This window comes from Streptomyces sp. V4I8, from assembly GCF_041261225.1.
Classification (GTDB): domain Bacteria; phylum Actinomycetota; class Actinomycetes; order Streptomycetales; family Streptomycetaceae; genus Streptomyces.
Genome location: NZ_JBGCCN010000001.1, coordinates 5389378 through 5402456, shown reverse-complemented (window position 1 = coordinate 5402456; position 13079 = coordinate 5389378). Strand labels below are relative to the sequence as shown.

Annotated in this window: 11 protein-coding genes and 2 pseudogenes; 4 read left to right on the top strand and 9 right to left on the bottom strand. The window is 72.2% G+C overall.

What is annotated here, in order from left to right:
* The first annotated feature begins 311 nt into the window (after window positions 1–311).
* On the top strand, window positions 312–641 hold the full coding sequence (locus ABIE67_RS24495) for an SH3 domain-containing protein (protein WP_370261005.1): 330 nt from the start codon (window positions 312–314) through the stop codon (window positions 639–641).
* Window positions 642–794: 153 nt separating this feature from the next.
* Here ABIE67_RS24495 and ABIE67_RS24490 read toward each other — a convergent pair.
* Window positions 795–893, bottom strand: a pseudogene (locus tag ABIE67_RS24490) (IS5/IS1182 family transposase); the annotation flags it as partial.
* A 45-nt stretch (window positions 894–938) separates the two neighbouring features.
* Window positions 939–1331: an ATP-binding protein gene (locus ABIE67_RS24485; RefSeq protein WP_370268873.1), complete on the bottom strand. Its 393-nt coding sequence runs from the start codon at window positions 1329–1331 to the stop codon at window positions 939–941.
* Window positions 1332–1408: 77 nt separating this feature from the next.
* Between ABIE67_RS24485 and ABIE67_RS24480 the strand changes: the two are divergent.
* Window positions 1409–2619: pseudogene (locus tag ABIE67_RS24480) on the top strand (RNA-guided endonuclease InsQ/TnpB family protein).
* A 236-nt stretch (window positions 2620–2855) separates the two neighbouring features.
* Window positions 2856–3641 (top strand): hypothetical protein, encoded by a 786-nt coding sequence (locus ABIE67_RS24475; protein ID WP_370261001.1) that lies wholly within the window; start codon window positions 2856–2858, stop codon window positions 3639–3641.
* A 10-nt stretch (window positions 3642–3651) separates the two neighbouring features.
* Here ABIE67_RS24475 and ABIE67_RS24470 read toward each other — a convergent pair whose 3' ends face one another.
* From ABIE67_RS24470 to ABIE67_RS24450, 5 genes are all read right to left on the bottom strand, one after another.
* A complete protein-coding gene (locus ABIE67_RS24470) occupies window positions 3652–3930 on the bottom strand; it encodes a ribosomal protein L7/L12 (protein WP_370260996.1) in 279 nt (92 codons plus the stop codon).
* 21 nt (window positions 3931–3951) lie between these two features.
* Window positions 3952–4689: a GAF and ANTAR domain-containing protein gene (locus ABIE67_RS24465; protein ID WP_370260995.1), complete on the bottom strand. Its 738-nt coding sequence runs from the start codon at window positions 4687–4689 to the stop codon at window positions 3952–3954.
* Between the two features lie 154 nt (window positions 4690–4843).
* Window positions 4844–5650 (bottom strand): TIGR03943 family protein, encoded by an 807-nt coding sequence (locus ABIE67_RS24460; protein ID WP_370260993.1) that lies wholly within the window; start codon window positions 5648–5650, stop codon window positions 4844–4846.
* The gene (locus ABIE67_RS24455) at window positions 5647–6633 is read right to left on the bottom strand and encodes a permease (protein WP_370268868.1); all 987 of its coding nucleotides are present in this window, start codon (window positions 6631–6633) and stop codon (window positions 5647–5649) included. The genes ABIE67_RS24460 and ABIE67_RS24455 overlap by 4 nt, the downstream gene beginning before the upstream one ends.
* A gap of 105 nt (window positions 6634–6738) precedes the next feature.
* Complete coding sequence (locus ABIE67_RS24450) at window positions 6739–8088, bottom strand: tetratricopeptide repeat protein (RefSeq protein ID WP_370260991.1); 1350 nt, start codon at window positions 8086–8088, stop codon at window positions 6739–6741.
* A gap of 99 nt (window positions 8089–8187) precedes the next feature.
* On the opposite strand from ABIE67_RS24450, the gene ABIE67_RS24445 reads away from it, so the two are divergent.
* Window positions 8188–8358, top strand: coding sequence for a hypothetical protein (locus tag ABIE67_RS24445; protein ID WP_370260989.1), 171 nt, complete (start codon window positions 8188–8190; stop codon window positions 8356–8358).
* 118 nt (window positions 8359–8476) lie between these two features.
* Here the strand turns inward: ABIE67_RS24445 and ABIE67_RS24440 are convergent, their stop codons facing one another.
* Together ABIE67_RS24440 and ABIE67_RS24435 are read right to left on the bottom strand one after the other, a co-directional pair.
* Window positions 8477–9067 (bottom strand): tellurite resistance TerB family protein, encoded by a 591-nt coding sequence (locus tag ABIE67_RS24440; RefSeq protein WP_370260986.1) that lies wholly within the window; start codon window positions 9065–9067, stop codon window positions 8477–8479.
* 81 nt (window positions 9068–9148) lie between these two features.
* Window positions 9149–12946, bottom strand: coding sequence for a hypothetical protein (locus tag ABIE67_RS24435; protein ID WP_370260981.1), 3798 nt, complete (start codon window positions 12944–12946; stop codon window positions 9149–9151).
* Window positions 12947–13079: the final 133 nt, after the last annotated feature.

The window sequence follows — 13079 nt, the reverse complement described above, 5'->3', positions numbered from 1 at the left end:
ACGAGCACCCACACGCCGAAGCCCCGGGGCACTCGCCCGGGGCTTGGTTTCTTCGCTCAGGTGTCAGCGCGCCGGGACGGGGTCCGGCGTCGTCGTGAGAGACGGATGGGCGCGCTGCATGGGGGGACGGTAACAGGAGCGGGTGGGAGGCCGCAGAGATTTTGTGCACGGCGAAGCCGGTCCCCTGCCTACCAATGCCCCTCTATGGAAAGGCAGTTGAGCGAAACGCCGTCCACATGATCGGGTAGTGTCTGCTTCGCGTGTGCGAAAACCGAACGCGCATTTATTTGACGAACCCAAGGAGACGAGAAGTGCGAATCGCCCGGCGAATTGCAGCGGCTGCCGCGTCCACTGCCGTGATCCTCGGCGGCGCCGTGCTCACCGCCCCGACCGCGTCGGCAGCGTCCCTGCCCAGTGCGTGCAACCTGATCGTCACGCAGACCAAGGAAGCCGCGGCGGCCGTGAACCTGCGCAGCGGCCCCGGGACCGGCTACACGTCCCTGGGAATCCTGTCCACGGGCACCGACTTCACCGAGTATTGCACCAAGGATTACCAGTGGAGCTACGGCAAGGTCACCAGCGGGGCCAACAAGGGGAAGACGGGCTGGGTCAAGTACTCCTACCTGAACCCCGTCGAATAGGGCTGACCCGCGCTCCTATTCCTTCTCGCGCACCAGAGACTTTCTGAAGCAGTAGTAGAGCCACCCACAGGGGCGGCCAGGCTCCGCTCGCCCCACGGCGAAGGAACCCTGGCCGCCCGCCCTTTTTTCGGTTCCCGTCACCCGGACGCCCGGCGCGATGGCGGTGAAGGCGAGGAAGTATTGCGGCTTGCGCTCGTAGCGGCGGTGGAGGCGTCGGCAACCGGACAGCCAGGAGACGGTTCGTTCCACCACCCGACAGCCCAGCCGTTAACCGGCAGCCGGTAGGACTTGGACCGGTCAAGTCCGAAGGGCATCGCAGGGTTCGCATTCGAGCTCGTACCAAACCGTCTTACCGATGCCGCCCTCGCGGGGTTCCGCTCCCCACGCGTCCGCCAGCGCGGCCACCAGAGTCAGACCCCGCCCCGACTCTTCGTCCGAAGCGGCGGTACGGGGTTCAGGGAGAGAGTCGTTCGCGTCCATGACCGAGATGCGGAGGCGGTTCGCGTCCAAGCTGCAGCGGGCCCCGATCTCCCGGCCCGGGGAGACCTTCGCGTGACGGTACGCGTTTGTCATCAGCTCACTGAGGAGCAGTACCGCCGTCTCCGTCACGTCGTCAGGGAGTTTCCACGACGTGGCCTGTTCGCGGAAGAGGGTTCGGGCCCGGCCGACGCTTCGGGCGTGGCGGGGCAGGCGCCACTCGATGTCCTGCGGGACGGCTGTGGGGGCCGGTTGAGGTGTGGGGCCTCCGGGCGCATGCCGCCCGTGCGATGTGGAATCTGCTGCACGACCTTTGGACGATGACGCCGACGTGCACGCGATCCTTGTCCCGCCTGGATGCCACGCTGCGGCAGGCCCGTAAGGACATCGACTGGCTCGGCCTCCTTCCCGCGCAGGCGTCTCAGGCGGTGCTCAAGACGTACCACCGGGCCTGGGTCAACTGCTGGGAGGACCGGGCCGAGGAGCCGAACTTCAAGGCCCGTTTCCGGTCGGTGATGTCCGTGGACATTCCCCAGGGCCGGGACTTGCACATCAAGCGGGTCCACCGCCGGTGGGGCATGGTCAGCATTCCCAAGGTCGGACGTGTCCGGTTCCGCTGACCAAGGACCTTCCTGTCGGCAGGCACGCGGACAAGGAGAACAGGATCACCGGCGCCCGGCTCGTCAAGGACGGTCTCGGCTGGCATATCGCCTTCCGTGTCCAGACCTTGGAGTCCAAGCCTGACACGCACCGGGGGCCGGAAGTCGGTATTGATGCCAGAGTCAACCTGCCGCTTGCCCTGTCGGACGGCAACCACCAGGACCACGGACGGTCCCCGCGTCTGGCGGACGGCACCGCTGACCGCGACAAGTGGCTGAACCCCGACGAGAAGGGCAAGCTGCTCCGTCTGGAGCGGCGTGCCGCGCACCGCAAGTCCTTCCGCAAGCCGAAGGAGAAGACCTCCCGGCGCTTGCGGCACACCTACGACCAGATCCGGCAGCTCCGCGCAAGAGCCACGCGCCGAGCCACCGACTGGCAGCACAAGACCACCACGAACCTCGCCCGCCAGTACGGCGTGATCGTGGTGGAAGACCTGCACATCACGAACATGACCAAGTCCGCCCGGGGCACCGTCGAGGAGCCGGGGACCAACGTCAAGCAGAAGTCCGGCCTCAACCGCTCCATCGCCCAGGAGGCATGGGGCCGGACCGTGGCGATGCTGACGTACAAGACCGCCCGCTGTGGCGGAACTCTGATGAAGGTCCCGGCCCCGAACACCTCCCGGCGCTGTTCCGCGTGTGGCTTCGTCACGCCCGGCAGCCGGGAGGACCAGGCCACGTTCGTGTGCAAGAACCCCGACTGCGGATGGTCCGGCAACGCCGACTGGAACGCGGGCCGGAATATCTTGCACCTGTACCGGATCGGCCCCGCGCTGATCCCGGCTGCCGGGAGGGCAGTCGTCAGGCGCACTCGTGGCGTCAAGCCCGCCACCGCAAGGTAGACGGGAATCTCCTTCCTGAGCTTGCAAGGGAGGAGAGCACTTCAAACGCGCAAGGACATGATGCTGGGCCCGGACCCCAGCTGAGCGCCCAGCCCCCGCCGTGGTCGAGGAACGCTCACGGCGGCCCGCGTCACCCGGACGGACCGGCGCGCTGGTGGTCGTACTGCCGGGGTGGTGCCTTAAGAACACGCACCCGATCTTGGGCGCACGCCCGACCCCAGCCCAGGAGGCCCGCGATGCCCCGTCCCCCGGCCCGCGCCGTCATCGCCGCGACGCTCTCCGCGGCCACCCTGCTGACGGCGCCCGCGTGCTCCTCCATCGCCGGCCTGGGCAGGCCCGTCTCGGCCCCCCGCGGCCAGGCCTCCACCGCGAGCCCCACCACGGCGGCGACCCCCGCGGCCGCCCCCACCCTCACCGAGTCCCAGGCCCGGGCCGCGCTCATCAGCGAGGCCGATCTGGGCGAACCCTGGGTGCCCACCGAGGGCTTCGCCACCTGGCGGGAGTCCATGCTCAAGGCGCGTACCGAGTCGGCCGAGGCGGAGTGCGGAAAGCTGCTCGACGCGCTGTACGCGGAGGAACTCCTCGGACCCGACGCCACCACGCGCGCGTCGGTCGGCCTGGACGACCCGTGGGACGAGGCCCAGCTGCGCTACCAGGTCGTGGCCCATCGACCCGACGCCGTGGACCGCACGCTGGCGTGGCTCGGCGGCATGCCGGGCGAGTGCGGCGAGTTCACGGCGACGGCGGGCGACGGGGAGATGACCGTCGAGGTCACCGAGGCCGAGATGCCGGAGGTCGGGGACGCCCGGCAGGGGCTGCGGATCGTCCTCAGCGCCATCTCCGAGTACGAGGACGCGCCCGTCCTCACCCTCCACGTCGCCGCCGTCCGCGTGGGCGACGACGCGATCGTCCTCACCAACGGCGGTCTCGGCGACGTACCGGCCGACGCCACCTGGGCGGCCGTCGAACTGGGCGCCCACCGGCTGACCGAGGTCAGGAAGCAGGGCAGGGCGGAAATCTGAACAACACCCCCTAACCCAGGCGGTCCACCGCGTCCTTGGCCTCCTTCAGGCCCACCCCGGTGATCTCCCGGTAGACCTTGATGGCCTGGATCTTCTTGTCGTTCCGCACGAGCGCCTCGACCTCGCCCATCCGGGGGTCCTGGGCGTTCAGCCCCAAGTGGTCGATCACCAGGTCGAGTTTGCGCTCGACACGGGCCACCCGCCGGTCCGCCTGGGAAATCCTGCTCTGGATGGTCATGACGCCCCAGAAGGCGGCGAACACGAAGAAGAGAACCAGCGCTATGTCCATGGTCAACGATCTTAGGTGCCGCTACTCCCCGTCGAACCGAAGCCGGAGCCCCACCACGTCCCGGGCCACCTCCACCGCCGTCCGCGCCTGCGCGAACGCGTGGGCCCGCAGCCGTGCCAGCGCCTCGTCCGTGCCGACGCCCAACTGGGCCATGATCATGCCGGTGGCCTGGTAGACCTGGTCCTGGTCGGTGGCGAGGCCGCTCAGCCACCGTTCGTCGCCCAGGTCGCCCGCCTCCTCCACCCGCGGCAGCGCCATCAGCGCCACGGTCATCATCCCGGCCACGACCCGCGCCGTCCGCAGGTCCCGGTCGGTGAGATCGCCGGGGGTGTCGCGGTAGAGGTCGAGGGTGCCCACGCACACCGTGTCGTTGCCGAGCGGCATCGAGTACACCGCGCGTACCCCGGCGGCCGTGGCCTGCTGGGCGAAGACCGGCCAGCGCAGGACGTCCTGCCCCTCCGTCAGGTCACAGGCGAGCACGGGGGACCCGCTCTCCGCGGCGGACTGACAGGGACCGTCGCCCAAGGTGGCCTGGATCTCGGTCACATACGCGGCCTGCGCGCTGCTCGCGCCCAGCTGTACGGGCATGCCGTCACTGTGCAGCGACACACTCGCGCCGGTCACCGGCAGCAGCTCCACCGCGACATCGCACAGCCGCGCCGGGATCTCGCCGGGCCCGACACCACGTACGCCTTCGGCGATGGCGTCCGCGGCTCGCTCCCGGCCGCGCTCACCAGGTCGATCCTCTCTGGGCCGCACGGCTGCCTCCTCGTCCCGAGCGCGGCCTGCTGCTTCCGGGGCCTCCGGGCCACCTGACCGCTCCCCCGGGACGAGGCCCGACTACCCGAAGCCCGCACCACAAAACCCCGGCCGACACCTCGCCCCGGCGTATCCCGGCGGGCCCGGCGGAGCGTCACCGCTTCTCGTAGGGGTTCGCCGGCTGCGCGGTCCGCCGCACCGCGGCGGCGTCCAGCACCGGGGGCCAGGCCTCGTCCGTACCGATCCTGCCCTTGGGACGCCAGGTGCCGGTGACGGTGACCCAGGCGTCGACGGGCGGCGCGTCCGCGTCCCGGATCTCGACCTTGCTGGTGGTGGCGTCGGCGGCGCAGCAGGCGACGAGGAGGCGGGTGACGTACCAGGTGCCGTCGTCGTCGCGGGTGACGAAGCCGGTCAGCCGGACCGTGCGGCCCGCCAGCGACCGTCCGCTGTCGTAGATCGCCCGGGAACCGAACTCCGCCAGCGTCAGCTCCACCGGGTTCCCGGCCGGCAGCGCGGGGAAGTGCCCGATCCCCTGCGCCGCGCGCTGCGCCGCCTCGCGCTCGGCGCTGTAGGAGCCGAGGGCGGGCGGTGGGAAGAGGAGGAGGGCGAGGGCGGGGAGGGCGAGCAGCCAGGCGACGCGGGGGCTATGGTGGCCGCCGTGCTGATCGTGGGCGTGGGAATCGTCGCCGGATTCGTCGTGCTCGCCGTGCTCGCGTTGCTGATCGCGGCCGGCGTGTTCGCCGTGCTCTGCGTGCTGGCGCTGCTCGGCGTGCGGTTCCTGTTCCGGTCGCCCGACGACCGCCGCGGCCACCGCCAGCAGCACCAGCAGGCACCCGGACGCGACCAGGTATGGCCGTAGTCCCGCCTGCACGTACCGCAGATACAGCTCGCTGAAGAGCGAGATCCGCAGGATCGCCGCGCCCGTCAGGAGCAGCAGTACCGCCGGCCCGTACCGCCTCACAGCAGCCACCACCCCACGAGCACGCTGCTCAGCACGGCGACCACCCAGGTCACGGACGAGAAGCGCACGGCGAAGGACCGGCCGAACGTCCCCGCCTGCAGGGCGATCAGCTTCAGGTCGACCATCGGGCCGACCACCATGAACGCCAGCCGCGCGGTCGGCGAGAATCCGCTCAGGGAGGCGGCGACGAACGCGTCCGCCTCGCTGCACACGCACAGGACGACCGCGAGGAGCGCCAGGAGCAGCACCGACAGCCAGGGCGAGCCGGTGAAGAGGTCCAGTACCGAGCGGGGCACGACGATGTTGAAGGTCGCCGCGGCCGCCGCGCCCAGCACCAGGAAGCCGCCCGCGTGCAGGAAGTCGTGCTGGAGCCCGGCGGTGAAGGCGCGCAGGCCGGTGGCGGTGGGGTCGGTGTGCCGTTCGGGTGGCCGCAGCCACTCCTCGCGGCCGAACCGGGCCCACAGCCAGCCCATCACCACGGCCGTGGCCAGCGAGGCGACGAGCCGGGCGAGGACCATCTCCGGCTGACCGGGGAAGGCGACGGACGTGGCCACGAGCACGACCGGGTTGATGGCGGGGGCGGAGAGGAGGAAGGCGAGGGCGGCCGCGGGGGCGACGCCGCGTCGCATCAGGCTCCCGGCCACGGGCACGGACGCGCACTCGCAGCCCGGCAGGACGACACCGGCCGCCCCGGCGACGGGCACGGCGAGGGCCTGGTTGCGCGGCAGCAGCCGGCTGAAGACCTTCTCCGGTACGAAGGCCCCGATCGCCGCCGAGACGACCGTGCCGAGCAGCAGGAACGGCACGCCCTGCACCGCGATCGCCGTGAAGACGGTCCACCAGGCGGCGACGGGCGGGGTGTAGAGGTCGAGGGCGAGCATCGGCCCGAGGACCGAGACGACCGTGGCGATGGCGAGCAGCGCGGCCCCGCCGAGCACGGCGTACACGAGCGCGCGTACGACGATGCGCAGCCCGTCGCCCATGGTCCGCTGGTTCTGCACGCGCCTGTCCTCGCCCCGCTGCCGGAATGTTCCGCGAATTGCCTCGGGCAGGCTAACCGTTCCGGCCTGTGCGCAGCCTTGGGTTCCTCACAGAGGGGGCTGTGCGGGGGCGGGGCCCAGGGTGGTGGTGCCGGGGGCCGTGCGGTGGCCCAGCCCCGTGCGGTAGGCGTCCAGGGCCGCCTCCACCCGTCCCGTACGGCGCAGCAGGTCACCCAGCAGGCGGCACAGGTCGGCCAGGTCGCCGGCGGCGCCCGCGCGTTCCAGCAGGCTCAGGGCGCGGACGTAGTGCTCCTCGGCGGTCTCGGTGTCACGGGCGTCCTCGGCGATGATTCCGAGGAGGCGGTGGGCGGCGGCGGAGTGGAGGGCGCCGCGTTCGGGGCTGAGGTCGCTGAGCACCTCGTGCAGGAGGGCGGCGGCCTCGGCGGACTTGCCGCGCCGGTGCAGGACGTCGGCGAGTTCGACGGCGACCTGGCTGGTGTAGAGGGCGGCGCGCTTGGCGGTGAGCATGGCTCGTGCCTCGCGCAGCGCCGCCTCGGCGCTCTCCAGGTCGCCGTTCTGGGCGTGGACGTAGCCGCGCATCCAGTGGCAGTTGGCGAGTTCGGTACGGATCTGGAGCTGCCGGTACAGCTCGGCGGCCTTGGCGAGGGAGGCGTCGGCCTCGGCGACCCGGCCCTCGGCGAGGAGGGTGCGGGCGACGGACCGGTGCATCCGGGCGACCAGGGCGGGGTCCGCCGCCTGCGGGGCCAGGGCGAGGGCGTATTCGGCGGCCTGGGCGGCGCGGGCGTGGGCGCCCATGTCCATGTAGGGGCCGATGACGCTGGCGTAGAGCAGGAGGAGGGCGTCGGGGTCGTGCAGTCCGCCTCGGTTGAGCTCGTCGAGGGTGGATTCCAACAGGTAGACGGCGTAGCGGAGTTCACCGGCGAGGTAGTGGGACACCGCCCTTCCGCGCAGGGCGGGGACGCGGGCGGGCAGCGGGGCGTCGGCTTCGGTGAGTACCTGCTCGGCCTGCTCGAAGTGGCGTCGGGCGGAGGCGAGTTCGCCTATGTCGATGCCGCACTCGCCGAGCCCGAGCAGGGCCGCCGCCCGCTCCTCGGTGAACCCGTGCGCCTCCGCCTCCGCGAGCAGCACGGTGTACTGCTCGGCCGCCGCCTCGGCATCGCCGGTGGCGAGGGCGCGGTGGGCCTCGGTCAGCCGCAGCCGCAGGCCCGTGACGAGGTGCGCGGGGCGCCCGGTGGCGAGTTCCTCGAAGGCGACGCCGAGCCGGCCGGCGATGTGCCGGAGCGCGTCGTCGGAGGCGCGGACGCGGCCCGCCTCCAGTGTGGAGATGTAGGCGGGGGTGTACGCCGGCTCCGCCAACTGCCTCTGCGTCAGCCCCCGGTCGGCCCGCAACTGCTGCACTCTTCGCCCGATGGTCCCCGGGTCGTCACGGTCCGACATCGCCCAACTCCCCCTGCGCCTCTTGCCGTTCGCGTCCGACAGCGCCTAGGTTAAACCGCGTATTAAACGTGGTTAACACAACGCTGTTGCGAGGTCGCCGTGCAGGAACGCACCAGCACCACCGAGCGCTACACCCGAGGGTTCGCCGCGGCGGTGGTCGCCGTGGCGACGTTGGTCCTGGCGGCGAACGCGGGCCCGGCGCGAGCGGCGGATCCGGCACCTGCCCAGCGACCGGCTCAGCATGTCATCCCGCAGCAGCTGAGCGGCTGAGAGACGCAAAGCCGCACAAGCCGGCCCCGGCGGGACACTCACCGTGTTCCCGCCGGGGCCTCGGGCCTTGGACCTGTAGACCTGTGGGCCAGGGGGTCCGGCCGTCAGGTCGTCGTCGTCAGAGCTGGAACTCCGCCGGAGAAACGCCCAGGGCCGCGCAGGCCTCCCTGAGGATCGCCTGCTCCGCCTGGGAGAAGTAGCCGTCGGCGCCGGCGATGACGATGCCGGTCTGGATGACCGCGCGGGCCTCGGTGGGCTTCTTCGCGGCCTTGGCGATCTCCTGCAGGGCCTCGGTCTTGCCTTGCGGGAAGTTGCGGGTGAGCTGGTCCACATGCCGGTTGAAACGCTGGCGCAGCTGGTCCGGCGGGAAGTTCTGCAGCACGTCGTTGCTGAGGATCATCGACTCCATCTGCTGGCGCTCGGCCGGGTCCACATGCCCGTCCGCCGCCGCGACCAGGGCGCACATCGCCATGCTGGCGTCCCGGTACGCGCCGCTCTTCAGCTCCGTCTTCAGGGAGCCGAGCTGTGTCTTCACCAGGCCCACCAGCTGGGCCTTCGAACCGCCCCGCGAGTTGCCGTGCGAGCCACCGGCCGCCGGGGCGCCGTGACCGCCATGGCCGCCATGGCCGCCGGCCGTGCCGTGGCCGCCGCCCTGGACCTGCTGCTGCAGTTGCTTGGCCTGGTCCTTGAGCCGGTCGAACAGTGCCATTGACGTCACCTCGGTATTCGTCGGGTCATGCACGCTCACTCGATCAACGCCCACCCTCGGGCAAAGGTTCCACAAAGCCCGTCAGTCCGCGCACACCTTCCGGTACGGCGCGTCCGGCACGTACGTCCCCCACTGGGTCCGGGTCAGCTGACGGCCGCCGCCCACCCGGGCGCAGACCCGCTCGACCACCCGGTCCGGATCGACGACGTACCGCTGCAGCGGCACATGCGTCCCGGCCGCGTACACCGTGCCGCTGTCCTCGCTGAACGCCACCGAGACGATCTCCTCGCCCGGCGTCGGCAGGGGGTCGCCGAGCGGCTGCTGCGTGGCGACGTCCCACAGCTGGAGCGTGCCCGAGCTGCCGCCCACGGCGAGGGTGCGGCCGTCGGGGCTCAACGCCAGCGCGCTGACACCCTCGGGGATGTCGCCGAGCCGGGCCGGGAAGACGTTGCGCAGGACCCCGGCCTTGTGCCGCACGTCCCCGTCCCACAGCGCGACCCGTCCGGTCCCGTCGCCCACCGCCAGCCGTGAGCCGTCCGCGCTGAAGGTGATGGCGCCGATCTGGTCGCCCTGGACGAGGTCCTTTCCGGTCACCGACCCGTCCGGGAGGCGGGCGACGCGGTTGTCGCCGACCAGCAGTCCATCGTCGGGGCGGACGGCCAGGTTGCCGCTGTCCAGGCCGGTCACCACGGAACGGCGGCGGTGGCTCTCCGTGTCCCACACCTCGTCACGCGATTCTCCGATAGTGGGCGTGCGCGCGGCGTACAGCGTGCGGCCGCCGGAGCCCAGGGCGAGGTCGATGACCGCCCCGGCCGAGTCGGCGGTGGCCAGGTCCAGGGTGTCCCGGACCCTGTTGTGGCGCAGGTCCCAGATCGTGATCCGCTGTGGGGCCGCCTCTCGGCCCGGCGCCGAGACGCCGTAGGCGAGCAACCCGCCGTCCGGGCTGAACGCCGTCAGGGCCAGGGTGTCGCCGAGTATGACCTGGTCTGTGCCTGCCTGAGCGGCGGCCTGGTCTGTGCCTGCCTGAGCGGCGGCCCGGTCTGTACCCGTCAGGGAGGCGGGCACCGGCGGCGACGGCAGCCTCCGTACGACATGGCCGTCGCGGGTGTCGCGCAGCTGGAAGCGGTAGCCGTTGTCGGTGACTTCGGCGGTGGCGAGGGCGCGGCCGTCCGGGGCGAGGCGGACGCCGGACAGGGCACTGTCGCCGTCGTGCCAGGCCGGCGTCACCGCCGTCGCCACGTCGAGCGAGTGGACCGTACCGGCCTCCAGGTAGCGCAGGAGGGGGTGTTCGGGGTCCCAGGCGAGGCCGCCGTACGCGTACTGGTTGTTGAGGGAATGCCGGTAGACCGGGGCGTCGGGGTACGACAGCCGCCACACCTTGATCTCCGTACCGTCGGCCGCCGCCAGGAACTTGCCGTCCTTGCTGAAGGAGGTGTACTCGACGCCCGGGGCCGTGAGATCGGCCAGCAGCCGCCCGGAGCCGGTGTCCCAGACGCGGATGCCGGACGCGGAGACGGCGGCCATCCGCTGCCCGGCGCCCATGATCAGCGACGAGTCGTTGTCGGCGCAGACGTTCCGGTCCTGCGTCCACTCGCCGGGCAGCGGCCGGTGGCGGGCGGTGTCCCACACCTGTGGTGGCTTTGCGCCCTGGCCGCCCGTGGGGCAGATGGCGACCGTGCGGGCGTCGGGGGCCATGTCCGTGCGGTCGGCCGCCGGGCTCCCGAACATCGACTTGCCGTCGGTGACGGAGCGCACGCGAGCCCGTTCGTCTTCGGGGCCGGTCACCAGATAGGCGTGGTCCCCGATGACGACGTCGGAGAGCGGCGGCCACGGTCCACCGCCGGTCCAGCGTCCTGTGGCCGTGTCCCACAGCCGGATGCCGTCCGCTCCGCTCACCGCCACGACCTTGGCGTCCGGAGAGACCGCCACCACCTCGTGGTCGTCGACCGGCAGCCGGCCCGAGCCGGTGCGGCGGTGCGTGGCCACGTCGTAGGTCCGCCAGGTGCGGTCCTCGATGTTCAGCAGCGTGCGGCCGGAGGCGGTGAGGTAGCGGAAAGGGGTCTCGCCGGGGGCGGGGTCGGAGAAGATGTCCTGCTCGGGCTGGGCGAGGGCGCCGAGCAGGGCCCGGCGGGACTCGGGGAGCGGGGAGACGCGCCAGGCGGCGACGCCCAGCAGCATCGCGGCGCGCGGGTCGGTGGTGCGCAGCGAGTCGGCGACGGCGGCGATGCGGCGGGCGGCGGTGTCGGTGCGCTGCCGCTCGTTGTCGCGGTGCTGGCTCCACGCGGCCAGGCTCACCACGAGCGCCACCGCCAGGACGGCGGACAGGGCGGTGACCAGTGCCCGGGATCTTCGGGCTGTCCGCGCGGCGGCCCGCTGCTCGGCCTCCCAGGCCTCCAGCGCGGCGACGAGGAACCCCCGCTCCGACACGGTGAGCGTGCCGTCGTCGTCCCCGAACAGCTCCTCGGCCCGCGCCAGCGTGCTGCCCCGGTACAGCCCGCCCGGGTCGCGATCGTGCTCCAGCCAGGCGCGGGCGGCCTCGGTCAGGCGCCGGTGGTGGCGCAGCCGTTCGCGGTCCTCGTCCAGCCAGCCGGACAGGCGCGGCCAGCAGGTGATCAGGGCCTCGTGGGCGAGCTGGACGCCGTCCTCGTCGGCGGTGAGCAGGCGGGCGCGGGCCAGCCGCTCGACCACCTCCGGCACGTCGGGACCGGTCCACTCCGCCAGGTCGGCGCGGGTCAGCGGACGCCGGGTGTCGGGGGTGCCCTGGCCCGGCTCGACCAGCCGCAGCAGCAGATGGCGGGCCGTGCGCGCCTGGTCCTCGGTCAGCTGCTCGTACACCTCCTCCGCCGTCGCCGCGATCGCGCCGCGCACCCCGCCGGCCGCCTGGTACGCGGCCAGGGTGAGCACCCGGCCCTTGCGTCGCCGCCAGGTCTCCAACAGCGCGTGCGAGAGCATGGGCAGTCCGCCGGGCTGGTCGACGACCTCGCCGACGATCCGCGCCGCCAGCTCCCGCTCCACCAGCAGCCCGGCGGCCTGCGCCGGCTTGGTCACCGCCTCGCGCAGCTCGTCCGCCGTCATCGGCCCGAGCAGCAGCCCGGCGCCGGAGACCGCGTCGGCCAGGCCCCGGTGCTCGGAGCAGCGGGCGTAGAAGTCGGCCCGTACGGTGATCAGGACGCGCAGCCGGCTGCCCGGGTACCGGGCGGCGAGCAGCAGGTCGATGAAGCGGGCCCGTTCCTCGCGGTCCCGGCACAGGGTGAAGGCCTCCTCGAACTGGTCGACCACGACCCAGCTCTCCGGCTCGTCCTCGGCGGGGGTCAGCAGGTGTCCGTACGTCTCGGCCGGCCGCGCTCCCGGGGTGAGCACCCGCAGCACCGCCGGCCGGATCCCGCGGGCGATCTCCTCGCGCAGGGCGGGGATCAGCCCGGCCCGCAGCAGCGAGGACTTGCCGCTGCCGGACGCCCCGAACAGCACCGCGAACCGGTGGTCGCACACCAGACGGTGCAGTTCCTCGACCATCCGGTCCCGGCCGAAGAAGAGGTGCCGGTCGCCGGGCTCGAAGCGGGCCAGGCCCCGGTACGGCGGTGCGGTGTCCGCCGACTCCTGGCGCACCGCCTCGGCGACCTCCGCGTCCGCCTCCTTCCAGCGGGGCTCCCACTCCGCGGGGTCGCCGCCGCAGGCCTTGACGTAGCCCTGGACGACGGCGAGGGACGGCAGCCGTTCGCCGGCCGCGGCCTGCGACAGCGTTGTCGCGGAGAACCCGGCCGCCTCGGCCATGCGCCGGTACGAGGGGGTGCCCGCGGCCTTGCGCACCTCGCGGAGATCGTGGGCGAGCCGGGCTATGGGACCGGCTTCCGGGTCCAGGGGTCTTTCAGGGCGGCCCATGCGCACGTACCTCCACACAGCCGACGAAACCGACGTCAGAGCGGTGACACTACGTCGCGGAACCTTTCGCCCGAGCACGCCCTCGGCGACGTGCGGGCAAACGAAAGGCAACAGGACGCGCATCACCGGACAA

What these genes read in the sequence shown, in the direction of transcription:
- ABIE67_RS24435 (WP_370260981.1), bottom strand. Translation starts at nt 12,946, where the DNA reads ATGGGCCGCCCTGAAAGACCCCTGGACCCGGAAGCCGGTCCCATAGCC.
- ABIE67_RS24455 (WP_370268868.1), bottom strand. Translation starts at nt 6,633, where the DNA reads ATGGGCGACGGGCTGCGCATCGTCGTACGCGCGCTCGTGTACGCCGTG.
- ABIE67_RS24450 (WP_370260991.1), bottom strand. Translation starts at nt 8,088, where the DNA reads ATGTCGGACCGTGACGACCCGGGGACCATCGGGCGAAGAGTGCAGCAG.
- ABIE67_RS24440 (WP_370260986.1), bottom strand. Translation starts at nt 9,067, where the DNA reads ATGGCACTGTTCGACCGGCTCAAGGACCAGGCCAAGCAACTGCAGCAG.
- ABIE67_RS24475 (WP_370261001.1), top strand. Translation starts at nt 2,856, where the DNA reads ATGCCCCGTCCCCCGGCCCGCGCCGTCATCGCCGCGACGCTCTCCGCG.
- ABIE67_RS24470 (WP_370260996.1), bottom strand. Translation starts at nt 3,930, where the DNA reads ATGGACATAGCGCTGGTTCTCTTCTTCGTGTTCGCCGCCTTCTGGGGC.